Annotated in this window: 24 protein-coding genes; 6 read left to right on the top strand and 18 right to left on the bottom strand. The window is 29.5% G+C overall.

Annotated elements, in window-relative coordinates; genetic code table 11:
• Positions 1–28 precede the first annotated feature (28 nt).
• The 12 genes from HALO113_RS10950 to argS all read right to left on the bottom strand — a co-directional run bounded on the left by HALO113_RS10950 (position 29) and on the right by argS (position 10,185).
• The gene (locus HALO113_RS10950) at positions 29–325 is read right to left on the bottom strand and encodes a hypothetical protein (protein ID WP_159779052.1); all 297 of its coding nucleotides are present in this window, start codon (positions 323–325) and stop codon (positions 29–31) included.
• A 294-nt stretch (positions 326–619) separates the two neighbouring features.
• Positions 620–751 carry a hypothetical protein gene (locus tag HALO113_RS10945; protein WP_255477900.1) on the bottom strand — a complete coding sequence of 44 codons (132 nt, stop codon included), beginning with the start codon at positions 749–751 and terminating at the stop codon, positions 620–622.
• Between the two features lie 56 nt (positions 752–807).
• Positions 808–2,268, bottom strand: a complete 1,461-nt coding sequence (locus HALO113_RS10940) for an NAD(P)/FAD-dependent oxidoreductase (protein WP_159779051.1) — start codon at positions 2,266–2,268, stop codon at positions 808–810.
• 13 nt (positions 2,269–2,281) lie between these two features.
• The gene (locus tag HALO113_RS10935) at positions 2,282–2,806 is read right to left on the bottom strand and encodes a DUF2202 domain-containing protein (protein WP_159779050.1); all 525 of its coding nucleotides are present in this window, start codon (positions 2,804–2,806) and stop codon (positions 2,282–2,284) included.
• A 120-nt stretch (positions 2,807–2,926) separates the two neighbouring features.
• The gene (gene cydB, locus HALO113_RS10930) at positions 2,927–3,964 is read right to left on the bottom strand and encodes a cytochrome d ubiquinol oxidase subunit II (RefSeq protein WP_159779049.1); all 1,038 of its coding nucleotides are present in this window, start codon (positions 3,962–3,964) and stop codon (positions 2,927–2,929) included.
• A gap of 11 nt (positions 3,965–3,975) precedes the next feature.
• A complete protein-coding gene (locus HALO113_RS10925) occupies positions 3,976–5,322 on the bottom strand; it encodes a cytochrome ubiquinol oxidase subunit I (RefSeq protein ID WP_159779048.1) in 1,347 nt (448 codons plus the stop codon).
• Between the two features lie 151 nt (positions 5,323–5,473).
• A complete protein-coding gene (locus tag HALO113_RS10920) occupies positions 5,474–5,677 on the bottom strand; it encodes a hypothetical protein (protein WP_159779047.1) in 204 nt (67 codons plus the stop codon).
• 54 nt (positions 5,678–5,731) lie between these two features.
• Entirely contained in the window at positions 5,732–7,333 is a 1,602-nt protein-coding gene (locus HALO113_RS10915) for a hypothetical protein (RefSeq protein ID WP_159779046.1), read from the bottom strand.
• The gene (locus HALO113_RS10910; protein WP_159779045.1) at positions 7,330–7,626 is read right to left on the bottom strand and encodes a hypothetical protein; all 297 of its coding nucleotides are present in this window, start codon (positions 7,624–7,626) and stop codon (positions 7,330–7,332) included. The genes HALO113_RS10915 and HALO113_RS10910 overlap by 4 nt, the downstream gene beginning before the upstream one ends.
• Before the next feature lie 68 nt (positions 7,627–7,694).
• Positions 7,695–8,003: a hypothetical protein gene (locus tag HALO113_RS10905; RefSeq protein ID WP_159779044.1), complete on the bottom strand. Its 309-nt coding sequence runs from the start codon at positions 8,001–8,003 to the stop codon at positions 7,695–7,697.
• An 86-nt stretch (positions 8,004–8,089) separates the two neighbouring features.
• Positions 8,090–8,290 carry a DUF6132 family protein gene (locus HALO113_RS10900; RefSeq protein WP_159779043.1) on the bottom strand — a complete coding sequence of 67 codons (201 nt, stop codon included), beginning with the start codon at positions 8,288–8,290 and terminating at the stop codon, positions 8,090–8,092.
• 104 nt (positions 8,291–8,394) lie between these two features.
• Complete coding sequence (gene argS / locus HALO113_RS10895; protein ID WP_159779042.1) at positions 8,395–10,185, bottom strand: arginine--tRNA ligase; 1,791 nt, start codon at positions 10,183–10,185, stop codon at positions 8,395–8,397.
• A 175-nt stretch (positions 10,186–10,360) separates the two neighbouring features.
• Between argS and HALO113_RS10890 the strand changes: the two genes are divergently transcribed.
• Entirely contained in the window at positions 10,361–12,715 is a 2,355-nt protein-coding gene (locus HALO113_RS10890; protein WP_159779041.1) for an outer membrane beta-barrel family protein, read from the top strand.
• A gap of 66 nt (positions 12,716–12,781) precedes the next feature.
• Here HALO113_RS10890 and HALO113_RS10885 read toward each other — a convergent pair whose 3' ends face one another.
• A complete protein-coding gene (locus HALO113_RS10885) occupies positions 12,782–13,789 on the bottom strand; it encodes a 3-oxoacyl-ACP synthase III family protein (protein WP_159779040.1) in 1,008 nt (335 codons plus the stop codon).
• Positions 13,790–13,975: 186 nt separating this feature from the next.
• Between HALO113_RS10885 and HALO113_RS10880 the strand changes: the two genes are divergently transcribed.
• Positions 13,976–16,390, top strand: coding sequence for a S9 family peptidase (locus HALO113_RS10880; RefSeq protein WP_159779039.1), 2,415 nt, complete (start codon positions 13,976–13,978; stop codon positions 16,388–16,390).
• Between the two features lie 28 nt (positions 16,391–16,418).
• On the opposite strand, the gene HALO113_RS10875 is transcribed toward HALO113_RS10880, so the two are convergent.
• Positions 16,419–17,348, bottom strand: coding sequence for an ABC transporter ATP-binding protein (locus HALO113_RS10875; protein WP_159779038.1), 930 nt, complete (start codon positions 17,346–17,348; stop codon positions 16,419–16,421).
• A 149-nt stretch (positions 17,349–17,497) separates the two neighbouring features.
• Between HALO113_RS10875 and HALO113_RS10870 the strand changes: the two genes are divergently transcribed.
• Positions 17,498–18,100: a hypothetical protein gene (locus HALO113_RS10870; protein ID WP_159779037.1), complete on the top strand. Its 603-nt coding sequence runs from the start codon at positions 17,498–17,500 to the stop codon at positions 18,098–18,100.
• A gap of 89 nt (positions 18,101–18,189) precedes the next feature.
• On the opposite strand, the gene HALO113_RS10865 is transcribed toward HALO113_RS10870, so the two are convergent.
• Together HALO113_RS10865 and HALO113_RS10860 are read right to left on the bottom strand one after the other, a co-directional pair.
• Entirely contained in the window at positions 18,190–18,885 is a 696-nt protein-coding gene (locus HALO113_RS10865) for an OmpA family protein (RefSeq protein WP_159779036.1), read from the bottom strand.
• A gap of 11 nt (positions 18,886–18,896) precedes the next feature.
• Positions 18,897–19,370: a lipocalin family protein gene (locus HALO113_RS10860; RefSeq protein WP_159779035.1), complete on the bottom strand. Its 474-nt coding sequence runs from the start codon at positions 19,368–19,370 to the stop codon at positions 18,897–18,899.
• 177 nt (positions 19,371–19,547) lie between these two features.
• Here HALO113_RS10860 and htpG point away from each other — a divergent pair, with 177 nt between their 5' ends.
• Positions 19,548–21,434 carry a molecular chaperone HtpG gene (gene htpG, locus HALO113_RS10855; RefSeq protein ID WP_159779034.1) on the top strand — a complete coding sequence of 629 codons (1,887 nt, stop codon included), beginning with the start codon at positions 19,548–19,550 and terminating at the stop codon, positions 21,432–21,434.
• 79 nt (positions 21,435–21,513) lie between these two features.
• On the opposite strand, the gene HALO113_RS10850 is transcribed toward htpG, so the two are convergent.
• Complete coding sequence (locus HALO113_RS10850) at positions 21,514–22,140, bottom strand: hemolysin III family protein (protein WP_159779033.1); 627 nt, start codon at positions 22,138–22,140, stop codon at positions 21,514–21,516.
• A 43-nt stretch (positions 22,141–22,183) separates the two neighbouring features.
• On the opposite strand from HALO113_RS10850, the gene HALO113_RS10845 reads away from it, so the two are divergent.
• Together HALO113_RS10845 and HALO113_RS10840 are read left to right on the top strand one after the other, a co-directional pair.
• Complete coding sequence (locus tag HALO113_RS10845) at positions 22,184–22,750, top strand: YdeI family protein (RefSeq protein WP_159779032.1); 567 nt, start codon at positions 22,184–22,186, stop codon at positions 22,748–22,750.
• A 105-nt stretch (positions 22,751–22,855) separates the two neighbouring features.
• Positions 22,856–23,728, top strand: a complete 873-nt coding sequence (locus tag HALO113_RS10840) for a M12 family metallopeptidase (RefSeq protein ID WP_159779031.1) — start codon at positions 22,856–22,858, stop codon at positions 23,726–23,728.
• A 130-nt stretch (positions 23,729–23,858) separates the two neighbouring features.
• Here HALO113_RS10840 and HALO113_RS10835 read toward each other — a convergent pair whose 3' ends face one another.
• Positions 23,859–25,979 carry a TonB-dependent receptor domain-containing protein gene (locus tag HALO113_RS10835; RefSeq protein WP_159779030.1) on the bottom strand — a complete coding sequence of 707 codons (2,121 nt, stop codon included), beginning with the start codon at positions 25,977–25,979 and terminating at the stop codon, positions 23,859–23,861.
• Between the last annotated feature and the right edge of the window lie 47 nt (positions 25,980–26,026).

The following is a 26,026-nucleotide window of genomic DNA, read 5'->3' as shown; positions in this document are numbered from 1 at the left end:
TTATTCCATCTTTTTGTATAGAACACTTTTAAATATAGAAATAGATAGCAGCAAAAATTAATAGAATATATATAGCTATTGATATATTTAAAAATAAATCAAAATAAATTGTTTTAAAAGAAATGGAAGATTGCTCAATATATAATTTTAAAATATACTTACAGGATGTAATAAAGAAACAAACGATTGATACAGCTATAATTGAAGCTATAAAAGTCATCATCAGTCTACCAAGAGTATATTGAACCGTAAAATGGTTCGTTAAATAATCAAATGTTAAAAAATTCAAAATAATTAGACCTAAAATAAGTATTAATCTTTTCATACTATAAATTTTGAGTTAAAAAAATAGGTTAAGAAGCAACATCTCACTCGAAAAAAGTTCAACTCAAAAAAATAACAAGAACATTATAAATCTGGTTTGGTAAAATTTTGTATATAAATTTATTCCTTTCAAACCATTAAATCAATACGTATTTATACGTATTTTTTTCATTTTTTTATACGTATTTATACGTATTTTCTTTATTCTACCTTCTTATAAACAAAAAAGAGCATTCTAAAATGCTCTTTTTACTAACCAATAAAAACTACTAAACATCATCTTATAGAATGACAATTAGTTTCTTGTTCCGCCATGCCCTCCTGCTACAATTTTTAAAATACGTATATTTAAATAGATAAATTTAAAAAATTGAATTATAGGATTCTTCATTTTAGCGTGTTGTGATTTTGATATTCTTTGTCCCATCTTACATTTTTTTTAAGTGTGAATTTCTGGTTGTACTTTGAGGTTAATCAATAATTTTATTCAGGAATTAGCCACCACAAAGGTTTCATCTTTGCTTTATAGATAAATGCGTAATGCAAGGCTAACTTAACCCAATGACCAGCAAGTCCTATATCTCCAAATGTTTTATTTATATCTCTTCCACCTGTATTTTTATATTTTATATAATCTGGTACGATGGGAAAAGTAGTTATACTTACGCCACTTCCTTGTGTCAATCCATAACCCGCAGAGGCAATACAAGCTGCTCCCATATTTCCTAATGACCCTTTGTGAGATAAACTTTGTTTTCCTTTCTTAATACTATCAATAATATTGTCGGCTACTAACTTTGCAGTAATTCCTGAAGGCATGCCTGTGCGAGGTGGTGAAGGAAAGATTTCTGTACCATTTTTACTCTTACGAGGTTTAGAAATAGAATGAGGAGGTGCAAAAGCAATACCTGGTGCAAAAATGTTCTTATAATTAGGATTTTGATACGTTTCTGGCCAATCTTGCACAGTCCATTCTTCATAAGGTTTGGCTGTATAATCAGCATCTACGATCATAAACCCTTTAAATAATTTGTTTGTGATATCGTCTTCTTCTTTATTATATGCTTTAAACCCATGGCCTGAAAATGCAGGAATTAGCATTGCAAAATCAAATGTTTCAGTTTTATATTCTCCTTCTAAATTTTCGTAATAAGCTATACCTTCTTCAATTTTTTGAACTCCAGCGCCTAAAATCCATTTTATTCCTCTGTCTTCAAAAATCATTTCAACCATATCTTTAGACTTCATATTAAAACCATTATATTCTAAAAGCATTCCATCCATTCCAAAATCACCTAACTCATATTCGTTAGAAATCCACGTAATTTCTACTTTATCTCTAATACCATATTTAACTAGTTCCTTTTCGACATTTAAAATATATTCGAAAGCAGCTCCTTGACAAGTCGCTTTAGCATGACCTGTCCCTATAAGAATTTTTGCTTTTTTATTGGTAGATTTTAGTTCATTGACTAATTTAAGAAATGCTTCAGAGGCATGTTCAGCATGGTCATAAGTACATACAGAATACACTTTATTAGTTGCTGGCAATAATCCTTCGGTTAATTCAAAAGCTAATTTGGGACCCGTTGCATTAATTAAATAATCATATGTTACTTTTTCCTGATTTCCTTTTTTCTCTCCATATACATATTCTACCTTTACAAAAGGTTTCTCGGAGTTTTCGTTACCTTCAGGATGAAAAGAAACTACTTTAGCTTGTTTATAACCAATATTTTTCTTTTTATATAAGGGTTCTAATGGGAAAAGAATTTGTTTTGATTTCATTCTTCCAATTCCTACCCAAATATTTGAAGGAATCCATTGATAATTTTTATTCGGAGAAACCACAAGTACTTCATGTTCTTTACCTAATTTTCTTCTTAAATGAGCGGCAGCAGTATGACCTGCAATACCTGCTCCTAATATTACTATTTTTGACATTTTATTATTAGATTTAATATCTTGAAAGATTACGATTAAACGCACCTAAATGATTATATGAAGCATTTAAAAGATTAGTATAAATCTCTTTTGCATAAACATTATTTGTTTTACTAATTGCCATTTGTAAATCATCAATGTCTTTTTCTTCAATATTTTTTCCTACTTCTAAAGCTTGTATAATTGAATTTGAACCTTTTTGAATTAAATCGTTGTAAAGATGTTGCAATTCTTGATTAATAAAGACTCCAGATTGAGAAGAAATTTCATAAGTGATCTCGTTTCTTTCCAAAAGTCTTTTTACAGCCTCCATATGCTTGGCTTCACTTTCTTTTATATTTCTAAATATTTGCAAATCCCAATTGTTACCTAAAAAAGAATAGATATCAAAAGCCATTTTTTCTTCTTCTAGCATAAACTTCATTTGGTTAATTTCTTCTTGGCTCAAACCTGTTACTTCCGAATTATTTTGGCAGGATATATAGGTTAATGAAAGAAGGAAAATTCCCAAAAGAATTAATTTAAAAGTATTTTTCATTGGTTTATTTTTTAAGATTACTATACAAATTTGCCATTATTTATTAGCTTGTACAGCTACATTTGTTACATAAAAAAAAGTGCCTTTTAGGCACTTTTCTTATAATAAAATTTATTTATATTAATAACTAGTATCGTCTAGTTTTACTTTACCATAAAAGGTTTTATAGAGAAAAATAAAGTAGGCAGCTAATAAAGGAGAACCTATAGCCACAATAGTCAGCATAATTCCTAAAGACTTTTGAGAAGACGCAGCATTATAAATGGTAACACTATGATTGGGATGTATAGTTGAAGGCAACAATACTGGATACAATTGGAAAGCAACTAACATTAATAAAAAGGCCATGGTTAATGAAGAAAAAATTATAGCATATCCATATCTCTTCTTTGAAACTAATCGCGGCACATTGGCTACTGCCAAGAATGCCAAAATAGGTAAAATAAAAAATGCAGGAGTTTCTTTAAAATTATCGGTTACTCCAGGTATAAAAACTAAAGTGTATAAAGATGTTATGGAAAAACTAATTATAAAGAAAATCATTCCTTTACGTAATAAAAAAGTAATTCTTTCATGTAATCTTCCTTCTGTTTTCAATAATAAGAAAATAGCCCCTTGTGTCATAAAAAGAAAAAGTGTAGTAATTCCTACCATAATCGCATACGGACTTAAAAATGATAGAAAAACACCACCTTGATAGCTAAACTCATGCCCTATTTCAAACCCTTCTAAAACATTTCCTAAAACGACACCTAGCAAAAATGAAATTAATACATTTGAAATAAAATAAATATAATCCCAAGTATTTCTCCACCACAACATTTCTTCTGCACTTCTAAATTTTATAGCCGATGATCGCAAAACCAACAACATTAAAAATAACATAAAAGGAATATACATAGCAGACAACATGGTAGCATACATTACTGGAAAGCCGGCAAATAGTGCTCCACCACCAATTATTAGCCATACTTGATTAGCATCCCAAATGGGACCAATAGCATTTATAGCTATTCTTCTACTTAAATCTTTTCTTAAAAACAAATGCCATGCACCCGCTCCATAATCAAATCCTTCTAAAATAGCATATCCTGAAAATAATAACCCTACTACTAAGTACCAAAGTGTAGGATAATCGATTCCTAAAAATGTTTCCATTTAATTCTTTTTTAAATAATTTCTAATGTATTTTCAGCTTCCTCATAAGGTCCGTGTTTAATTTTCTTATTTAAAGAATATAAAAACAATAAAAAAAGTAATGCATAAACTATCGTAAATAATACCAAAGAAAATACAATTTGATTTGCCGATACTTCTTGAGAGAAACCTTCACTTGTTCTTAAATGTCCATAAACAATCCAAGGTTGTCTTCCCATTTCAGCCGTAAACCAACCTACTTGATTGGCTATTTGAGGTAAAATAACAGAAAATGAAAAAATCCATAAGAGCCATTTCGTTTCAAACAATTTCCCTTTCCACCATAAAAAACAAGCATAGATTGTTAATCCAATTAAAAACATACCAATAGCAACCATAATATGATAAAATTGAAATACCGCATTTAGCTGACTTGGTCTGTCCTCTTTAGGAAAAGCATTTAATCCGATGATAGACTCATTAAAATCTTGATGTACTAAAAAAGACAACCCACCTGGAATTCCTAATCCTGTTACTTTCTGTTTTTCTTTGTCAACCCAACCTAAAATATATAAATCCGCTGGGGCTTCTTTTTCAAAATGTCCTTCCATCGCAGCTAGTTTTGCTGGTTGGTTTTTAGCAACTCCATCAGCAGAACTGTGTCCTGAAATCAATTGAGAAAAAGATATTACAGTTGCTACAACCAATGCCATTTTAAAGGCTTTCTTAGAAATATCAATGTATCTACCTTTCCTTAAATAATAGGCATGAACACTCAATACCATAAAAGCACCAGCTAAAAATGCTCCTTGCCATACATGAATGATACGATCTATACTAGAAGGATTAAAAACCATAGCCCAAAAATCAGTAACTTCTGCACGAGCATAAACACCTTCTCCTACAATATGATATCCTGCAGGAGTTTGTTGCCAACTATTCGCAACAACTATCCAAACGGCTGAAAACATGGAACCAAAAAAGACTCCTATAGTAGAAATAAAATGAATTCTAGGTGATACTCTATTCCAGCCAAAAAGCAGAATTCCTAAAAAAGTACTTTCTAATCCAAAAGCAAATAGTCCTTCCGCTGCTAAAGCACTTCCAAAAATATCACCTACATATTTTGAATAGATGGCCCAATTAGTACCAAATTCAAATTCCATAATAATACCAGTTGCTACACCTATACCAAAGGTAATAGCAAAAATTTTTAACCAAAATCGAGTAAGAATTTCATATTCTTTATTTCCGGTTTTAAGATATAAACCTTCCATAATAACCATAATAAGGCCAATACCAATACTTAAAGGAGGATAGATATAATGAAAAGCAACGGTAAAGGCAAATTGGATTCGAGCGAGTATTTCAACATCCATGATTGTAAATTTAAAGTCTTACAAATTTACCTTATTTTACCTTAAAAGATGGTAACAAGAGTTACAATTTTAAACAAAGTATCCTGTTAACTTTTCACTTAAAAATAAAAAAACCGCTAAAAAGCGGTTTCTATTATTAGGCTTAAAATTATTATTCTTCTTTTTTAGCTTCCGCTTTTTTTGAAGCACAACAAGAACCTTTTGCTTCACTGCCACAAGATTTTTTTTCTTCTTTTGAGCAAGAAGCTTTCTCTGTTTTTTCTTTTTCTTTCTTCTTTTGTTTTGGTTGTTGTGCATTAGCATCTACCGAAAACATAAAAGCTACAATAGCTAAAATACTTACAATTTTTTTCATTATTAATTTTATTTAGTTATTATTCAAGTTTATAAATATATAATTTTTTTTAAATTATTTGAGAATTATTTTTTTTGATTCAAAATATTTGCGATCAAAAATAAATGTCAGAACAACTGTCTCCTGATTTACTTCATCTAAGCTAAAATTCATTTCATTAAATCCTGTTTTTATATCTTCAATAGTTCCTTCTGAAAGTATTTTGCCATCTATACTTGAAATAATATATTCCAAATCGGAAACATAAGGTATTGTAAAATTTATTTTAACCCTATCATTTATTGCTGGATTAGGAAAAACTGAAAAAGAGAAAGGGTTAGTTCCATCAATTGCATTAGAATTGAGATTTTGATTTAAAATTAGTTTAACTTCATAGACCGTTGGATCTGCACTGGTTAGATTAGTTTGATTATCTGTAAAAGCAGAAGTAGATGTACTTTGAATTCCTCCAAAAATATGTCCAATAACAAATTCATTAGCTGTTATATTTGAAAGATTTATCACCTCATTTGAATAATGTGGAAGATTTTTATTAACTATAAATTCTGCTCCAGAACCTTTTAAGTTAGGCATTTCTATTGGTAATTGAAATTCGGATAATGCCCCATCCGAGGTTCTTGTCGTCCTACTAATAGTTTTTACAAAAGGAACCGTATCGTCTTGTATTAATTGTCCGTTAGAATAATAATATTGACTCATTCCTCCAAAAAACAAATTATGCATAACATTATCTATTGAATTATATAAACCAATTTTTGCAGAATGGTAATTACTCAAATACTGATTAAAGTAGGTTTGAGGAAAATAGCCATTAGACTTAACATCTATTGGATATAAAAATGGTAAATCGACATTAATTTGAAAAACCCCTGAAGAAATTGTATAGCCTAATTCTCCATTAGGGAAAACCTGAGGAACTAAATTATAATCTCTTCTATGTAAATGCACTGCATCAATAATCTCAGAATAACTAATTATAGAAAGTTGACTGTTACTATTGTCAATTTCAAATTTTCGTATAGAATTAGAATAAGTTTGCGTAAAAGTAGGATTATTCATAGGATTATATCTCCCATCAAAACGATGTCCTCCAATCAAATAAAAAAAGTTATCAATTTTACCCAGTTGCCCTCCAGTAATAGCAAATGAGGGATTACTTATTTGCTTAAAATATGTAGCGATTGGCGTATTATTGATAATAGCATTAATCAAATTTGGAACATGAATGGCAGTAAGTTTATCATGTGTAATATGATCATTGGCTGATGTTGAATAAGAATAACCTCCAATTACATACAAAATGTCTTCATCTTGATAAAAATTCATATTTGTGGATTGTAGTTGTTCTTTCAAACCTGTACTTAAAGAATTTAAGGAAACAAACCAAGTTTGTTGTGTATCAATATCGACCACATAAATTAAATCATTATTTTGATTTTCAGGAAAAGCATTAAAAGGTTGACGCGCATGAATCCCATCCTTTCTTCCTCCTATAATTAACCATTTACCATTGTCTTGAGCAAAAGCGTAGGAATGTAATCCAGGTAAGCCCGAAATAGAAATAGGAGTAAGTATTATGTCATAAGGAAAATTAGTTTGCCCTGATGTGGATTGATAAATAATAACTATAAAGACTAATCTGAAGAAATTTTTCATAACTTATTTCTTTTAGGCATTTCTTTACTATTATTTTCTATAGTATCTTTTGACAACTTATTTATAAGTTTCAGATTTAGCGAATCCTTTTCGACAGTAAATTCCATTCCGTTTTTACAACCATGACATTGAGCACATTGTGTTGTTTCATGGGTATTAAAATTATGAGATAAGTATTTATTTTTACTTATTTCTACAGTTGAATAAGCGGCTAATTCTTTCGTGTTATTTATCATTTCTTTCCCTAAAACCATTAGAGAAAAAAATAAGATTAGTAATATATTTTTTTTCATAAAAATTGTTATATGTAGTTACACTATACTATTCAAAGCATAGAAAAAATAAGTTCTAAAAAGTGTAACTAAAACTTTGGAGGGTTCCAAATAGTATTGTGAAAAGCACTGACAAAAAAAGACTCATAAAAAGAAGATTCTTTTTTTAATTCAAAATCGGTGTTTGAAATGGAAAGATTAAATGTGAGTGTTTTAATTATTTGTAAAGGGCTAAAACTTAGACTCATTATAAAATTCCCTTTTTCACATTCATTTTGCTTAGATGCATCGCAATTTTCTTCACATTCATTACCCAATTGTAGTTTTATGGCACGTACAGAAGGTAATGCCATTAAAACCATTAAATAAACTAATATTGCAACGCTCGTAAACTTCATTAATAAAAATTAAATACTATTTAAAATCAATACTTTAAATATATAACCATTGTTTATTATCATCAACTTACTTTATTTTATGTACTTTATTTGTCTTTTTTGGGAGATTTAACAAATAAATTGAAAAATAAACCACCCATAACTCCTCCATATAAAGTACTGTTTATAGGATGAGAAGTTATTGCACAAGTTCCTGAAGCACAACCTATATAATAATAGTAAGCATATCCAAAAATTAATCCAACCAAAATTCCTATACCAGTAATTATATATCCTTTTTTTGTCATCTTTTTTATCAAATATATAAAGCAATTTGAAACTTATAAGTAACTCATGTTACATTCAAAAAAAAGAGGCTTAAAAAGCCTCTTTGTATTCTAAAAGTTATTTTCTACATTCTTTGTGGAACTTGAATACCTAACAAGTAGAACGCATTTTTAATAGTATTTCCTACCATTTTAGATAATTGTACTCTAAAGGCTTTCTTTTCTAAATTTTGTTCAGGTAAAATAGGTACATTTTGATAAAATGAATTAAATTCTTTTACCAAATCATACGTATAATTTGCAATTAAGGCCGGACTATAATTAGTTGCTGCATTTTGTATCACTTCTGGAAATAATTGTACTTGTTTGATTAATTCTTTTTCTTTTTCGTGTAAAGACATTTCAATCCCACTCAATGTGACTGAAGAATAATCAAAATCAGCTTTTCTTAAAATCGATTGGATACGTGCATAGGTATATTGAATAAAAGGGCCTGTATTTCCATTAAAATCAACCGATTCTTCTGGATTGAACATCATTTGTTTCTTAGGATCAACTTTTAACATATAATATTTCAATGCACCTAATCCAATTACTTTGTACAAAGCTACTTTTTCATCATCTGAGTATCCATCTAATTTACCTAATTCTTCCGAAATCTTTTGAGCGGTTTCCGTCATTTCTTCCATTAAATCATCTGCATCAACAACAGTTCCTTCTCTCGATTTCATCTTCCCAGAAGGCAATTCTACCATTCCATAACTTAAATGATATAAATGTTCGGCCCAATCAAATCCTAATTTCTTTAAGATTAAGAACAATACTTTAAAATGATAATCTTGTTCGTTTCCTACAGTGTAAACCATACCGCCAACATCTGGATAATCTTTCACACGTTGAATAGCCGTTCCAATGTCTTGCGTCATATAAACTGCCGTTCCATCGGAACGTAAAACAATCTTTCTATCTAAACCTTCTGCCGTTAAATCAATCCAAACAGAACCATCAGAATCTTTCTCAAAAACTCCTTTCTCTAAGCCCATTTGAACTACTTCTTTTCCTAAAAGATAGGTGTTGCTTTCGTAATAATTAGGAATACTAAAATCAACCCCTAAGTTCTTATATGTCTCTTCAAAACCATCATATACCCATTGATTCATCTTTTTCCAAAGTGCTACTACTTCTTCATCACCAGCTTCCCATTTACGTAGCATTTCTTGCGCTTCTAGAATGGATGGTGCTACCTTTTTTGCTTCTTCTTCTGTTTTACCTTGAGCCATTAATTCGTTGATTTCGTTTTTATATTGCTTATCAAATGCAACATAAAAATTACCAACTAACTTATCCCCTTTCAATCCAGTAGATTCTGGAGTTGCCCCTTTTCCAAATTTTTGCCAAGCCAACATCGACTTACAAATGTGAATACCTCTATCGTTTATAATTTGTGTTTTATAAACTTTCTTACCCGAAGCTTTGATAATTTCAGCTACGGAATAACCTAATAAATTATTACGAATATGGCCTAAATGCAAGGGCTTATTTGTATTAGGTGAAGAATATTCCACCATAACAGCTTTATCATCTTCTTTTGGATTAACATAACCAAAAGTGTCCTGATTTTTAATACTATTGAAGAAATCAATATAAAAAGCATCAGCGATAACGATATTTAAAAATCCCGCTACCACATTGAATTTTTCAACTACGGGTACATTTTCAACTAAATAGGTTCCAATTTTTGTTCCTATTTCAACAGGGTTGCCTTTTAATGCTTTTACTAAAGGAAAAACGACCATTGTAATATCACCTTCAAAGTCTTTCCTAGTTGCTTGAAATTCTACTTTATCAATGGTTAAATTGAAAACAGAATGAACGGCTTCTAAAATGTGTTTGGTTAGTGTTTCTTGTAATGTCATTTTTCTTAATTTTTATGAAGGTGCAAATTTAATGAATAGTGATTAGTATTTAGTAATTAGTTTATAAAATTTCTGTTGTGTTAAAAAAAAGCTAAAAAAAAAATATTCCTGTAACAAAGCTTGAAAAAGCAAGTCTAGTATAGTATCAATCAAATCACGTTAAACAGTTATTAAAATGAAATTAAAATTATTTATTTTATTCGCCTTGAGTAGTTGGCACACATTATTTGCTCAAGTGGCAGGGAATATTACTGGAAAAGTAGTTGACCAAAAAACAAACGAACCTTTACCTTATGTAACCATTGTTCTTAAAAGTAATGATGTTGTAGTTACTGGAGGAATTACAAATGAATTGGGTATTTTTGAAATTAACAAATTAGTTCCACAAAAATACACTTTGGAAATTCAATTTATTGGTTACAAAACAATAACTAAACAAGTTGATTTGTCTGAAACAGCACGAATTGATTTAGGCATTATTGCTATTCAAGAAGATGTATCCCAGTTAGAAGGTGTGGAAGTAGTTAAAGAACGCTCTATTATGGAACAAAAAATAGATCGAAAAGTAATAAATGTAGGAAAAGATTTAATTAGTGCAGGAGCCACAGCTGGAGAGATTATGAATAATATTCCTTCTGTTTCTGTAGATGCACAAACCAATCAAATCACTTTAAGAGGAAATTCGAATGTTCGTATTCTAGTTGATGGCAAACCTACGAATATTTCACCTGAACAATTGTTAAAACAAATTCCTTCTGCTTCAATAAAACAAATTGAATTAATTACCAATCCTTCTGCAAAATACAACCCTGAAGGTATGAGTGGAATCATTAATATTGTTTTGCATAAAAATGCTAATGATGGCTTTAATGGTTCGGTCAATTCAGGTGTTACTTTTGGTAAAACGCCAAAAGCAAATTCTTCAATTGATTTAAATTACAAAACAGGCAAAGTCAATTTTTATGGAAATTATGGTTTTAACCACGGAAAAAATGCTAATAATGGCTACATAAATAGTTTTGAAACTAACAATAGAAACAGACAAGATTTTGACTTTAATAACAAAAACACATCTCACTTATTTAAAGTTGGTGTAGACTATTTTTTAAATGACAATAATACACTCTCTTTTTACACAACTCAAAATCTATTTTATGGTGATGGAATAGGTAAAACAGATGTGAATTATGAAAACCCTGCTACAGCTGATATTTTGCAATTATTTAATTCAAAAACAGACAATACTTCTCAAACTTATAATTTTGATTATAAACATAATTTCAAAAAAGAAGGAGAAAATATTGAGCTAGAAGTTAACTATAATACTAATGACAGCCCTGAAAGAACAACTTTTACTTTTCCTTTAATCCCTAGTTATACTTTAAATACAGTAGACAATACAGATGATAATATTTTTATTAATCTTGATTATGTTAATCCAATAAGTGAAACGGCTAAATTAGAAACTGGTTTACAAACAAGAATAGAAAGTACCGATAATTTATTAAATGTAAATGATTCTTACAATTCTAGCTTTAATTATGAAAGAAGAATTTATTCAGCATATGCAACTTATGGAAAACAGTGGAAAAAATGGAGTGCACAACTAGGTGCGCGCCTTGAAAAATTTGAAGCTGAAGCCGATTTCAATCAAGTAGGAAGTAATAAAGCCCATTTTTCTGATAGCTTTGTAACTGTATACCCATCTGGTTTTGTGAGTTATAATCCAAATGACAACCATTCCTTTAATTTTAGCGTAGCTAGACGAGTAGATAGAGCAAGTATACAACAAATCAATCCTATTAGAGAATGGTCCACTCCTACAATAGATTCAAAAGGAAATCCTGATTTGGAACCACAATTTACCAATTCTTTTGAGTTTAATTATACAAGGAGAACAAAAATTGGTTCGATAACCTCTGGTGTTTTTTATAGAAAAATTTATGATGAAATTAACCGATATATTTACGAAAGTCCAACTGATCCAAACAAAAATATTTTAAGTTATAATAATTTCAAAGACAATGACGCTTATGGGATGGAAGTTTCAGGAAATTTAAACTTTACAAAATGGTGGAGTGCAAATTTTGGTTTAGATGCTTATTTTAGAAAGATAAGAGGCGTAGTGGGTACACAATCTGTAGAAGCTGATGCAACAATTTTTAATGCAAGAATAAACAATACTTTTAAGGCAACTAAAGATTTACGTTTTCAACTTTTTGGAATGTATAGAGGTAAAGATCTTAGTTTACAATTTATTAGAAAACCAATGTGGAGAACCGATATTGGTACGAGTTATAATGTACTCAAAGGAAAAGGAACAATAAGTGCACGCTTTAGTGACCTATTTAATGTAATGAAATTTAGTTTCGATGGTGATTTGCCTTACAGACAAGTTGGTGCTTTTCATTGGGAAAGTCAAACGGTATATGTAGGTTTTAATTATCGTTTTGGTGGTGGAAAAAATAGAGCATTACAAAGAAAAGAAAGAGATGATAATCAAACCCAAAAAAGTGGTGGTTTATTGTAAAAATCTTATTTAAAAAGAAAAATGCGATTCCATTTTGAATCGCATTTTTTTATATTAAAAATAAATTTACCAGCGAATAATTGCGCTTCCCCAAGTAAAACCACTACCAAAAGCAGCTAAAACAACTAGATCGCCTTCTTTTATTTTCCCTTGTTCCCATGCTTCAGTTAAAGCAATTGGAATAGAAGCAGCTGTTGTGTTCCCATACTTTTGGATATTGTTATACACTTGATCATCAGTTAATCTAAACTTTTGTTGAATAAACTGAGAAATTCTCAAATTAGCTTGATGAGGAATTAACATATTAATATCAGAAACTTCTAAATTATTAGCTTGTAAACCTTCCATAATAACTTCACTAAATCGCACTACAGCATTCTTAAATACAAACTGACCGTTCATGTATGGATAGTAACTTTCGTCATTTGGATCATTATCAGCCAAAATATCCAAAACCCATCTTTTACCCATTCCTGGAGCAATTAATGATAATTCTTCTGCATGTTGTCCCTCAGAATGCAAATGAGTAGATAAAATCCCTTTAGTAGTATCCTCTTCTCTACTTAAAATTGCCGCTCCAGCTCCATCACCAAAAATAACAGAAACACCTCGTCCTCTTGTAGTCATATCTAAACCTGTAGAGTGTAATTCTGAACCAATCACTAAAATGTTTTTATACATCCCTGTTTTTATAAACTGATCCGCAACTGAAAGCGCATATACAAAACCCGAACATTGATTTCTAACATCTAAAGCACCAACTGTTTTTAAGCCCAAATCGCGTTGTACTAAAACACCTGGTCCAGGGAAATAATAATCTGGACTTAAAGTAGCAAAAATGACAAAATCAATATCATCTTTATCGATTTTTGCTCTTTCAATTGCAACTTTGGCAGCCTTTACTCCCATTGAGGTTGTTGTATCTTCTCCTCTAATCACATGTCTTCTTTCCTGAATACCTGTACGCTCTTGAATCCATTCGTCGTTGGTATCCATTATTTTTGACAAATCGTCGTTTGTTACTATATTATCAGGTACATAATATCCTAATCCTGTTATTTTTGAATGATACATTTCTTACACTTTTAATATTTTAAGCATGGCAAATTTAATAAATTATCATTTTAAATAAATTATTCAGCTCTTTTTTTCACTTATCTCAAATTTAAATAATTTATACTTACATTTTAACATAATTTACAGAATTAACGATTTTAATTTCAATATTTTTGAAATAACTAACCAATTTTATCATTACTAATGAAAGCATTTATTATTAGCGCTCTGCTTTTAACTGCTAGTTTAACTAGTTTTTCTCAGGAAAATATAACCTATCAAAAACCTTCTCAGGAAATTTTAGCGCTTGCAAATTTTGAAAGAGCACCTAGTGTTTCTATGGATTCAAAAAAAGAATTCATGCTTTTGAGCTATAGAAATACTTATAAAAAATTAGAAGAATTAAATCAAGAAGAATTAAGATTAGGCGGCTTACGAATTAACCCTATAACTAATATATCTAGTACTGTTACTTATATAAACAATCTTAAAATTGGAAATATAAAAACCAAAACTGAAACACAAGTTACGGGTTTACCAGAAAATCCAAAAATAACTAATATTTCTTGGTCTCCTAATGAAAAGTATATAGCTTTTACACATACAACTAATACAGGAGTAACATTATGGTATATTGAATTAGCTACTGCTAAAGCAACCCAATTAAGTAAAGTTTTTCTTAATGCGAATATGGGTAACCCTATAAGCTGGTTTAAAGACAGTAATGCTTTATTAGTTAAAACTATTGCAAATAATAGAACCGATTTGATAAATGGAAAACAAGAACTTCCTAAAGGGCCAACAGTATCCGAAAGCCAAGGTAAAATATCACAAAACAGGACTTATCAAGACTTATTGAAAAATAAAATTGATGAAGCCAATTTTGAAAATTTAGTAACCTCTGGAATCTATAAAATTGATTTAAAGGGAACAAAAACTCCTTTTAGCAAGACAGCGGGTATGTATTCAGACATTAGTTTTTCTCCAGATGGAAATTACATTATGATTACTTCTATAGAGAAACCATTTTCTTACTTAGTTCCTCTTAATCGTTTTCCTCAAACATCGGTAGTATATGATAAAGAAGGAAATGAAATAAAAACTGTTAATTCCTTACCACTAAATGAAATTACACCTAAAGGTTTTATGTCTACTCGTACTGGTAAAAGAAATTTATCTTGGAGAAATGATGTTCCTGCTACGCTTTTTTATGTAGAAGCACTCGATGGTGGTGATCAGGCGAATGAAGTTGAATTTAGAGACGAATTATTTTTATGGGAAGCTCCATTTACAAAAGATCCTCAATCATTATTAAAAGTAAAACAAAGGTTTGCTGGTATTCGTTGGGGAAATAATACAATTGCTGTTGTTACTGATAATTGGTACGATACAAGAAATAGTAAAACTTATCTAATCAATCCATCAGTGGAAGGTGCAGATCCAAAATTAATTTGGGATAGAAATTATCAAGACAAATATAGTGATCCTGGAAGTTTTGAAATGAAGAAAAATGATTTTGCCACTTATGTTTTAGCAATAGAAAACAATAAAATGTACTTATTGGGAGATGGTTATACCAAAGAAGGGCAATTCCCTTTTATAGATGAGTTCGATAGTAAAACTTTACAAACAAAAAGAATTTATACTTCCTCTTTAAAAGACAAAAAAGAAGACTTATTATCTATTGAAGATAGTAAAAAAGGAGATTTATTAGTTATGATTCAGTCAAAGAATGAATATCCAAATTATTATTTTAGAAATCTAAAAAACAAAAAACTCACACCAGTTACTTCATTTAAAAACCCTTTTGAGAGTTTAAACAATGTATATAAAGAAGTTATTTCTTACAAAAGAAATGATGGGGTTACGCTTTCAGGAACATTATATTTGCCTGCAAATTATGATAGAAACAAAAAAGACAAAAAATTACCTTTATTAATATGGGCATATCCTGAAGAATTTAAAGACAAAAACAGCGCAGGTCAAACTACTCAAAATCCAAACGAATTCACTTTCCCATCCTATGGTTCATTTGTATATTGGGTAACTAAAGGTTATGCTGTTTTAGACGATGCTTCTTTTCCGATTATTGGCGAAGGCACAACGGAACCAAATGACACATTCATCCCTCAGTTAGTTGCAAATGCAAAAGCTGCAATTGACGCTTTGGACAATTTAGGATATATTAATCGTAAAAAAGTAGCTGTAGGTGGGCATTCATATGGCGCATTTATGACAGCTAATTTATTAACACATTCTGATTTATTTGCTTGTGGAATTGCACGAAGTGGCGCCTATAATAGAACATTAACTCCATTTGGATTTCAAAGCGAGCAAAGGAATTATTGGGATGTTCCTCAAGTATATAATTCCATGTCCCCTTTTATGAACGCATCAAAGATGAAAACACCTTTACTTCTTGTTCATGGAGAAGCAGACAATAACCCAGGAACTTTCACATTACAAACAGAACGCTATTTTCAAGCTTTAAAAGGATTAGGAGCTCCAGTAAGAATGGTATTATTACCTAAAGAAAGTCACGGTTATGCTGCTGAAGAAAATATTTTTCATCTTCTTTGGGAAGAAGATCAATTTTTAGAAAAACACTTAAAAAATTAAAACTAATTTATAAATAGACTTGTAATATTTACAAGTCTATTTTGATTTTTAAACCTATTACAGCATTAGGTTCAATTTCATATTTGTTTTCAAAATAAATAATTTGATTTTGAAAAACAGATTCAATTAAATATTTATCACCCTTAAAATAACAATGCTTAACTATCACTTCAAAAGTAGATTGAGTAGCTATTTCTAATTGATGTGCATATATATAAAGGGTGTTACTTTCCCATTTTATAATATTTACTTCTCCAAATAATGATGCACTATAATAGGATGTAGGGTATTTATAAACCTCTTTTGTTGCTCCCATTTCAATCATTTGACCGTCTTTCATGATTAACACTTCATCACAAAAAGAAAGTACATCATTGGTATCATGTGTAGCCATAATACATGTAATCCCTTTTAATTTTAAATACTTAAAAATCCTTCTTCTAAGACTACTCTTTAGAAAATTATCTATATGACTAAAAGGTTCATCTAGCAACAACAATTCTGGTTCTAAAGCAAGTACCTTGGCTAAAGCCACTCGTTGCATTTGTCCGCCACTTAAAAACTTTACTTTTGTATTTGCTAAATGTATCATTTCTACAACTTCTAAAAGTTCATTTATCCTTTCATTTTTCTCCTCAGGATAAAAATTCGACAAAAATTTACCCACATTTTCAGCTACAGTAGTATATGGCATTAAGTCAAAATCTTGAGCTAAATATTTCATTTTAGGCATTCCAGGTACTAAATTGAATTTTGGACCTAGAACTTCTTCATCTTTCCAAAAAATAGAACCCGACTCTAAATCATACAATCCATAAATTAATTTTAATAGGGTACTTTTTCCACATCCACTTTCCCCTATTAGAGCTAAAAACTGACCCTTTTCCAAAGAAAAATGAATGTTTTTTATCAAAGGATTTTTAGTATATGAAAATAATATATTAGAAATTTTCAACATAGACTCACATTTTATCAAACAAACTTACAATAAAATCAATCTTCTTTTGTTATTTAATAAAGATAAAAATTGTTAATAAAAAGGATTTTATCAAATAAAATTAATTTCTATCTTGCGGCACCCTAAATAATAACCTATTAAATTTTAAAATGAAACGAAATTTCTTTTCAATCACTTTGCTTTTAACTTTATTTTTATGTTCAATCACTTCACAAGCTCAGTTTGGCATTGAAGTTAATTATGGCCTTAACGGTGTTACACAACCAAGTATCACTAATATATCTCATTTTGGAGGAGGAATACTATATGATTTCGATGAAACCTTTGGAGCAAAATTAGATTTTGGTTCTGATAAATTTAGAACTGATAATTTAATATACAATAAAGAATCGGGAATTAACATAACAAGATTTTCCCTTCAAGGTACCGTTAATATTTCAGATTTAATAGATCCAACAAGTTTATATAGTTCGTTTAACTTATCTGGCCATTTAGGTGGAGGTTATTCTTTTATTAAATCAACAGAACATAAAAACAATGATAATACGGTAAATGCTATCATCGGCTTAACACCTAAAATAAAAATTACGCAAGGATTATATTTTGCAATTGATGCCTCAGTAATTTTTAATCTTTCTCAGCATTATGGATTTGATGGTGAGTTTACCTATGACAATTATCCAAATTCCATTACAGGAATCATGTACAATGTTACAGGAGGTCTTATTTACAAATTTAATGAATACTATTAATCAAGTCTTTATAAATAGAATAATAATACTTTAATCCAAAAAGCCTGTTATTTTTATAACAGGCTTTGTCTTTTTCATAGCTTTTATCTTTAATTCTGCCCTTCTTTTTGAGCATCTTGTATCATTTTTTCATTAGCAACAATAGCAAATTCAACACGTCTATTTTTGCTTCTTCCTGCATCCGTTTCGTTATCAGCTATTGGGTCAGCTTCTCCCATACCTTTTATTACAAATCGAGAAGAGGATAGTCCTTTTTGAACTAAATAATTTTTTACGCTAGTAGCTCTTTGCTGAGATAAATTTAGATTATAATCATCAGCACCTTTACTATCAGTATAACCAAATATAGTAATATCTGTATCTGCATAATCTTTAAATACAGGAACTAATTTGTCTAAATTTTGTTTTGCCAAAGGTGTTAAAGTAGCTTTATTAAAATCAAAATTAACCGAATTTTCTCCCAAAACTAATTGGATACCTTCTCCTACTCTTTTTACCTCGGCACCAGGTAAGGCAGTTTCAATTTCTCTAGCTTGTTTATCCATTTTATTACCTATAACACCACCGGCAACTCCACCTACAACACCACCAATTACAGCACCTAAAGCACCATTACCACCTTTCCCTACATTATTTCCAATTACTCCACCTATAATTGCTCCACCTACTGCTCCTATAGCAGCTCCTTTTTGAGTATTATTTGAATTCTTTACTGCTTTACAACTATTTAAGCTTACTAGTAAACTCATTGATAAAGCAGATAATAGTATTATTGACTTTTTCATATTTTTATTTTTTAATTATTTCTTACAAATTGATAAGTTACATCGGTATTTTTTCCAGCTATAACTACATGATCTATCAATTGAAATGTTGATTCGGTAACATTTATTAGATCTAAAACATAACCCGACTCAACTTTCTTTGCTTTTTCTGCATCTAAAATTTTCATTACAAATCGACCCTCTTTATTAACATACCAAGTAATGGCAGATGAATATAAAGAACAAGCCGTATTTGTCAAGTTAAATGAACCTTTGTTGTTGTTTGATACAAAATTCCATCTACTTCCTACGAAACAGTTAGAATCAACTAAGTCAAATGATTTTAACTTAACATAATCTGAGTTTGGATAACTCACATGAGAAAGAATCCAATCTCCTTTTAAAGCTACTTCTGATTTCATATCTAATTTTGTTCCTACAGGAGATGTAGATTTACAAGATGCTATCGAAATAACTATACCTAGTATTAAAAATAATCTTTTCATTTTGTTTTTTTGTTTAAATTTCTTTTACAAATGTATAATGGAAAATTTCATTATTAGTTACATAATATCATTTTTCAATTCTAAAATTTCCATTCAGTCAATTTGTCAGTTTCTATAAATTGGTATTCCTTTTGTTAAGTTATTGAATCAAAAAGTATAATTAAAAAAGAATTAAATATGTCAAGTGGAAAAATAAATGTATCAGTAGAAAACATCTTTCCGTTAATTAAAAAATTTTTATACAGTGATCACGAAATTTTCTTACGTGAATTAATTTCAAATGCGACAGATGCAACATTAAAACTAAAACATCTAACTAGTATTGGTGAAGCCAAAGTAGAATATGGTAACCCAAAAATTGAAGTAAAAATTGATAAAGAAGGTAAAAAATTACACATTATCGATCAAGGTTTAGGAATGACCCTAGAAGAAGTAGAAAAATACATCAACCAAATTGCTTTTTCTGGTGCAGAAGAATTTTTAGAAAAATACAAAGATACTGCCAAAGATTCAGGTGTTATAGGTCATTTTGGTTTAGGTTTTTATTCGGCATTTATGGTGGCATCAAAAGTGGATATCATCACTAAATCTTATAAAGATGAACCAGCTGCTCACTGGTCTTGTGATGGAAGTCCAGAATTTACTTTGGTTCCTCATGATAAGACAGAAAGAGGTACCGAAATTATTCTTCATATCGCAGAAGATTCTTTAGAATTTTTAGAAGACGGAAAAATTAAAGGTTTACTTACTAAATACAACAAATTCATGCCTATTCCAATTGTTTTTGGAACTAAGCAAGAAGCGTTACCAAGACCAGAAGATGCTCCTGAAGATTATAAAACAGAATATAAAGAGGTTGAGAGCATTATTAACAATCCCAATCCAGCTTGGACAAAACAACCAAGTGATTTAAACGATGAAGATTACAAAAGTTTTTATCGTGAGTTGTATCCAATGCAATTTGACGAACCTTTATTTCATATTCACCTAAATGTGGATTATCCATTTAATTTAACAGGTATTCTGTATTTTCCAAAATTAGGAGCTGACTTACAAATTCAAAAAGACAAAATCCAATTGTACCAAAATCAGGTTTTTGTAACAGATAATGTGGATGGAATTGTACCCGAATTTTTGACTATGCTAAAAGGTGTGATTGATTCACCTGATATTCCATTAAATGTTTCAAGATCTTATTTACAAGCAGACGGAAATGTAAAGAAAATTTCTAATTATATTACTCGTAAAGTTTCAGATAAATTAAAATCGTTATTCAACGAAAATAGAACTGATTTTGAAGCAAAATGGAACGACATTAAAATTGTATTAGAATACGGAATGCTTTCTGAGCCTAAATTTTATGAGAAAGCAGGTGATTTTGTATTATACCCAACAGTTGATGAAAAATATTACACTTTAGCAGAATTAAAAGAGCAATTAAAAGATTCCCAAACCAACAAAGACGGAAAACTAGTTTTACTATACGCTTCTAATAAAGAAGCACAACACAGTTATATTGAAGCTGCGAAAGAAAAAGGATATGAAATATTGTTATTAGATAGTCCAATTGTGTCGCATTTAATTCAAAAATTAGAAGCAGACAATGAGAATCTTACTTTTGCACGCGTTGATGGTGATGTTATTGAAAAATTAATTCAAAAAGAGGATGCACAACTTTCAAAATTATCAGATGAAGAAAAAGAAAGTTTAAAATCGGTAATTGAAGCCAATGTTCCTAAAGAGAAATACAGTGTTCAATTAGAAGCAATGGACAGCAAATCAGCACCTTTTCTAATTACTCAACCAGAATTCATGAGACGTATGAAAGAAATGAGTCAGTCTGGTGGTGGTGGTATGTTTGGTATGGGTAATTTCCCAGAAATGTATAATTTAGTGGTAAATACCAATTCTGAGTTAGCGACTTCTATTTTAAATACAGAAAATGACGAAGTAAAAGCCAGTTTAGTAAAACAAGCCTTAGATTTAGCTAAATTATCACAAGGTTTATTAAAAGGAGAAGAATTAACTTCTTTTGTAAAACGTAGTTTTGAAACGCTGAAATAGTATTAAGACAAAAGAATTATGTATTAAGACAAACCTGCAAATTTTCACTTGCAGGTTTTTTTACTTTAATATTAATTTTTCAAACAATACTGTAAATCATAAAATAATGCGAAATACTTCCTCCTAAAACGAATAAGTGCCAAATAAAATGACCGTATGGAATTCGCTTAGAAGCATAAAAAAGAGTGCCTAATGTATAAAACACACCTCCAATTGCCATATAAGTTAAAGCTTCAGTAGAAAGTAAATCTAACAATTGGTTCAATTCAGCAACAACCAACCAGCCCATTAATAGATACATTATTAGAGATAATTTCTCTACTTTTCCTGTAAGAAATAATTTCATTACTAATCCTATTCCAGCAATACTCCATATAATAAAAAACAAACGCCAACCTGTAGTTTGTTCTAATGTAATCAAACAAACTGGTGTATAAGTTCCTGCAATAAGGAGAAAAATTCCGATATGATCCATTATCTGGGCCTTTTTCTTTCTCCCTTCATGTTCAATAGCATGATAAACCGTTGAAGCTGTATATAGAGCAATTAAAGAAAAACCATAAATCCAAATACTCAATGTACTAAAATGAGTAGCCTGTCGATTTTTTAACAATAAAACAACTAATCCAAACACTCCTAATAAAATACCTACTCCATGGGAAATAGTATTTAAAAATTCTTCCTTATTTTTGATTTTTAAACTCATACTATTTGAGACAACTATTTGACAACAAAGGTACTAAAATTACATGAAAGAAAAACCTATACTATATTTTAAAAATGATTTTGAATGGAGAAATTGGTTACATGAAAATCATACTAGTTTTGAAGGTGTTTATTTAATTTTTCACAAAGTAGCAAGTGAATTAGAAAGTATGCGTTGGGAAGAAGCTGTAAAAGTAGCTTTATGTTATGGATGGATTGATTCTACAGTAAAAAGATTAGATGAAAACAGTAGAAAACAATTATTTACACCGCGAAAAGACAAGAGTGCGTGGAGCAAATTAAACAAATCCTATATTGAAGAATTGCTAGAAAAAGAATTAATTCATGAAAGCGGCTTAAAAAAAATTACTATTGCTAAGTCAAATGGATCATGGGAAAGTTTAGATGCGGTAGAGAATTTAGAAATCCCTTCTGATTTATTGCGCTCATTTACTAACAACCCTACAGCACATTCCAATTTCTTAAATTTTAGTAAAACTTATAAAAAAGGATACTTGCATTGGTTAAATCAAGCTAAAAGAGAAGAAACAAGGCAAAATAGAATTCTTGAAATCATACTACTTTGTGAGAAAAATATTAAATCGAGATAGCAATAACTTAACACAAAATATTTAACAATATCTGCAATATTTTTGTAAATTTTAACCACTCATTTTATCTAATTTTATCATACAAACAACAAACATTTTTGATTTATGATAAAAATTTTTACAAAAAAATTTCATCATTTAATAATTTATTCTTTTTTCTTTATTTCATGTGTTAATAATAACACAACAGAGATAACAGATAACACTTATGAAATTAATTCTATAACCGATGAAATTTATAATCCTAAAAAAACAGGAAGAATAATAGAAGCTATTTATTTGGACAATAAAATAAAATTACTCGAAATTGAAAATAATAAATATTTATTTGATGGGGATATAGTTTTAGAAAGAGAGGATTTTAAATTATTAAATGAAAAAAAAGATGTAAATCAGTCGAAAAAAAACCTTTGGCCTGAAAAAAATATCCGTTGGAAATTTGCAGATAGTATTTCTAGCGATTTAAAAGAAAAATGGTTAGTAGCTACAAGAATGTGGGGTACACAATTGGATTTTAACTTTATTGAAATTTCTGAAAAAAAAGGAGATTATATTTTAATAAAACAAAATTATAATGGATCAGCTTACACAACCAGCATTGGCAAGAAAGGTGGTGAGCAAATCATTAGTATTGACCCAAGGTACTATGGCTCTGGAAATATAGCTCATGAAATTGGTCATTCGATAGGTTTATTTCATGAACAAAAAAAATCAGATAGGGATAATTTTATTAAAATAAATTATACTAATCTAAAACCAAATTGGGTTTCCCCTTATGAGAAGAGTAAAACTCGCACTACTACTCCTTTTGATTACAACTCCATAATGCTATATGGTTCAAGAGCGAGTGCTTCTGTGGTATATGATAGTAACACACCTATTATGACAAAAAAAGATGGTTCCATCTGGAATTTACAAAGAGCTTATTTATCAACTGGAGACAAAGAACAAATTAGGGCTATGTATAATGAAGAATAAAACTTTAACAAAATCTATAATTTTATTGTAAAACCAATTTTAAAATTCGTTATAAATTTGTAATCAACAAACAAACAGATCAAGCATGAAAAACCGTCTAATTTCTTTTTAGACGGTTTTTTCTATTTTATTAATTCCCAATTTGAATGTTATCTTCTTTTTTCTCCTTGTTTAACAAATTAGCATCTTCTTTTGCTAATTTATTTTTAGTAGGTATCTTATAATTTAAAGAAAATCCAAATCTTCTTGAATCGTATTTACTTTGCAACAATAAATCTGTTCCGGAAGAACCAAAACTTTGTCTATTTGTATTCAACAAATCATCAACATTTATGGATATAGATAATTGATCTTTGAAAAACTTCTTTGAAAAGGTTAAATCTAAACTCTGGTTGAAAGGTCTATTAGCAATAAAATAATAATAGTTTCCTCCTTTTGTATTATAATTATAATTAGCCACAAACTTTATTTCCTTTGGCAAAATTATTTGAGACATTAAATTAAACACCCAAAAACCTTTTGAATTTAAATCGGGTATTTCATGTAGTTGATACCCCGTATATACATATAAAAAATTAATCTTATCTGGATTAAAATCAAACTTCATAGTTTCTTTTAACCCTTTTGTAAATAACATATAGGGCAGTGGTAACCCAAGATTAAAATTATGAATCTTTAATTGATCAACGTTTATTGTAGTATTGGATACAGAAGTGTTGTTTTGCAATACTCTATTAATAACTTGATTATCAATCATACTCACATTATATCCTATAAATGCATAATCAAAAGCACTTATCTTTGCTTCAAAATTGTTAAAAATAGTGGGCTGTAATTGAGGATTACCCGAATAATTTATATTAGGATTTTGATAATTTGTATTGTTTGGATTTAAAGATGTAGTGCTTGGCAAACTTATCTTTTTATTATAATTTAAATTTAAAAATATTTGTGGTGCAAAATTGTATTGAATACTTGCATTAGGAAAAAATCTAAATTGATTAAATGGAATTAATTCATTTGTATCGGTCTTACCGTTTATAAAATAATCTTCTGTTCTACCTCCTAAAATAAAATCAAAATTTTTATACGAACTTTGGAATTCTAAATAAGTGGCTGCTGTGCGTCTAGAGTAATCAAGATTTGTAGTCCCAAAACTTTGTGTTTCAAAAGTAAGATTATCATATAATGTTCCAACACTCATTTTACCTTCATCTAAAATTTTTAGATCTTGAGAATAATCTATTTTAAAATTCACATAATCAAATTGAGAATTATTATCTAAAGCTATTGTATTTTGATTTCTAGAAAACAAGTTAAAATCATTTTTATTGGTATTATACATCAACCTAAAATCCAATTTTTTACGACTATCTTGAAATCTCTTTTGGTAAGTAGCTACGGCTTCTTGTCTCACATTTTTATTATTTGTTTTATCATCTGTGTTAAAACCAAGACCACTTCCTAACACATAAACCCTATTATTGGTAAAATTAACATCATAATTTATGAGCAACCTATCTCTTTTGAAATCAAACGTAAAAGCAGATTTTGCAAAAGTTGTACGCCCTATTCTATCAGAATCTGTATCAGACAATATGGTTTCAACTTGGTTAGCTACACTAGAAATAGTTGACCATAGTGCTGTTTCTCTATAATTTTGACCTAAGTTCAATTGCCAACCAAAGTATTTATTTTTTGAACTTAATAACAAACTATTATTAAACCTTGATCTTAATTTATCATAATTTGTAAAATTGGCTCCAGAAGAATAAGTAGCACTTAAATAACTCCTTGCTTTTTTACTCGTAATAATGTTTATAATCGCACCTCCTGATGTTGCTGGAAATTCGGCTCCAGGCTGAGTGATTATTTCAACTTTTTCAATACTATTGGCAGGCATACCTTCTAAATAAGCATTCAAATCATTTGAAGAAATATTTAACGGTCTTCCATCTAAAAAAACATCCAATTGTTTTCCTTGATACATCATTCCTGCTACATCAGAGACAATTAAACCTGGTAACTTTTTCAAACCTTCCATAACAGAACCAGTAGTAAGATGAGCTTGAGATTCAAAATCAAAAATAGTTCTGTCTGGTTTTTGTTCTATTGCTTTTTTTTGTTTAGTCAATACCACTTCACTTAATTCTACTTTTTTCTCTTCCGATTTATTTTCTTTTTCTTGTGAAAAGACTTCAATAGTGTAAGGGTTAAATAAAAACAAACCTAGAATAATTTTTTTTTTCATTTTTTAATTCAATCTATTATGAAAAGTTAGTCACATTATCGTAGTAA

The organism is Flavobacterium sp. 9AF, assembly GCF_902506265.1.
GTDB lineage: Bacteria > Bacteroidota > Bacteroidia > Flavobacteriales > Flavobacteriaceae > Flavobacterium.
This window is presented reverse-complemented; position numbering and strand designations above follow the sequence as displayed.

What these genes read in the sequence shown, in the direction of transcription:
- HALO113_RS10950 (WP_159779052.1), bottom strand. Translation starts at nt 325, where the DNA reads ATGAAAAGATTAATACTTATTTTAGGTCTAATTATTTTGAATTTTTTA.
- HALO113_RS10945 (WP_255477900.1), bottom strand. Translation starts at nt 751, where the DNA reads ATGGGACAAAGAATATCAAAATCACAACACGCTAAAATGAAGAATCCT.
- HALO113_RS10940 (WP_159779051.1), bottom strand. Translation starts at nt 2,268, where the DNA reads ATGTCAAAAATAGTAATATTAGGAGCAGGTATTGCAGGTCATACTGCT.
- HALO113_RS10935 (WP_159779050.1), bottom strand. Translation starts at nt 2,806, where the DNA reads ATGAAAAATACTTTTAAATTAATTCTTTTGGGAATTTTCCTTCTTTCA.
- cydB (WP_159779049.1), bottom strand. Translation starts at nt 3,964, where the DNA reads ATGGAAACATTTTTAGGAATCGATTATCCTACACTTTGGTACTTAGTA.
- HALO113_RS10925 (WP_159779048.1), bottom strand. Translation starts at nt 5,322, where the DNA reads ATGGATGTTGAAATACTCGCTCGAATCCAATTTGCCTTTACCGTTGCT.
- HALO113_RS10920 (WP_159779047.1), bottom strand. Translation starts at nt 5,677, where the DNA reads ATGAAAAAAATTGTAAGTATTTTAGCTATTGTAGCTTTTATGTTTTCG.
- HALO113_RS10915 (WP_159779046.1), bottom strand. Translation starts at nt 7,333, where the DNA reads ATGAAAAATTTCTTCAGATTAGTCTTTATAGTTATTATTTATCAATCC.
- HALO113_RS10910 (WP_159779045.1), bottom strand. Translation starts at nt 7,626, where the DNA reads ATGAAAAAAAATATATTACTAATCTTATTTTTTTCTCTAATGGTTTTA.
- HALO113_RS10905 (WP_159779044.1), bottom strand. Translation starts at nt 8,003, where the DNA reads ATGAAGTTTACGAGCGTTGCAATATTAGTTTATTTAATGGTTTTAATG.
- HALO113_RS10900 (WP_159779043.1), bottom strand. Translation starts at nt 8,290, where the DNA reads ATGACAAAAAAAGGATATATAATTACTGGTATAGGAATTTTGGTTGGA.
- argS (WP_159779042.1), bottom strand. Translation starts at nt 10,185, where the DNA reads ATGACATTACAAGAAACACTAACCAAACACATTTTAGAAGCCGTTCAT.
- HALO113_RS10890 (WP_159779041.1), top strand. Translation starts at nt 10,361, where the DNA reads ATGAAATTAAAATTATTTATTTTATTCGCCTTGAGTAGTTGGCACACA.
- HALO113_RS10885 (WP_159779040.1), bottom strand. Translation starts at nt 13,789, where the DNA reads ATGTATCATTCAAAAATAACAGGATTAGGATATTATGTACCTGATAAT.
- HALO113_RS10880 (WP_159779039.1), top strand. Translation starts at nt 13,976, where the DNA reads ATGAAAGCATTTATTATTAGCGCTCTGCTTTTAACTGCTAGTTTAACT.
- HALO113_RS10875 (WP_159779038.1), bottom strand. Translation starts at nt 17,348, where the DNA reads ATGTTGAAAATTTCTAATATATTATTTTCATATACTAAAAATCCTTTG.
- HALO113_RS10870 (WP_159779037.1), top strand. Translation starts at nt 17,498, where the DNA reads ATGAAACGAAATTTCTTTTCAATCACTTTGCTTTTAACTTTATTTTTA.
- HALO113_RS10865 (WP_159779036.1), bottom strand. Translation starts at nt 18,885, where the DNA reads ATGAAAAAGTCAATAATACTATTATCTGCTTTATCAATGAGTTTACTA.
- HALO113_RS10860 (WP_159779035.1), bottom strand. Translation starts at nt 19,370, where the DNA reads ATGAAAAGATTATTTTTAATACTAGGTATAGTTATTTCGATAGCATCT.
- htpG (WP_159779034.1), top strand. Translation starts at nt 19,548, where the DNA reads ATGTCAAGTGGAAAAATAAATGTATCAGTAGAAAACATCTTTCCGTTA.
- HALO113_RS10850 (WP_159779033.1), bottom strand. Translation starts at nt 22,140, where the DNA reads ATGAGTTTAAAAATCAAAAATAAGGAAGAATTTTTAAATACTATTTCC.
- HALO113_RS10845 (WP_159779032.1), top strand. Translation starts at nt 22,184, where the DNA reads ATGAAAGAAAAACCTATACTATATTTTAAAAATGATTTTGAATGGAGA.
- HALO113_RS10840 (WP_159779031.1), top strand. Translation starts at nt 22,856, where the DNA reads ATGATAAAAATTTTTACAAAAAAATTTCATCATTTAATAATTTATTCT.
- HALO113_RS10835 (WP_159779030.1), bottom strand. Translation starts at nt 25,979, where the DNA reads ATGAAAAAAAAAATTATTCTAGGTTTGTTTTTATTTAACCCTTACACT.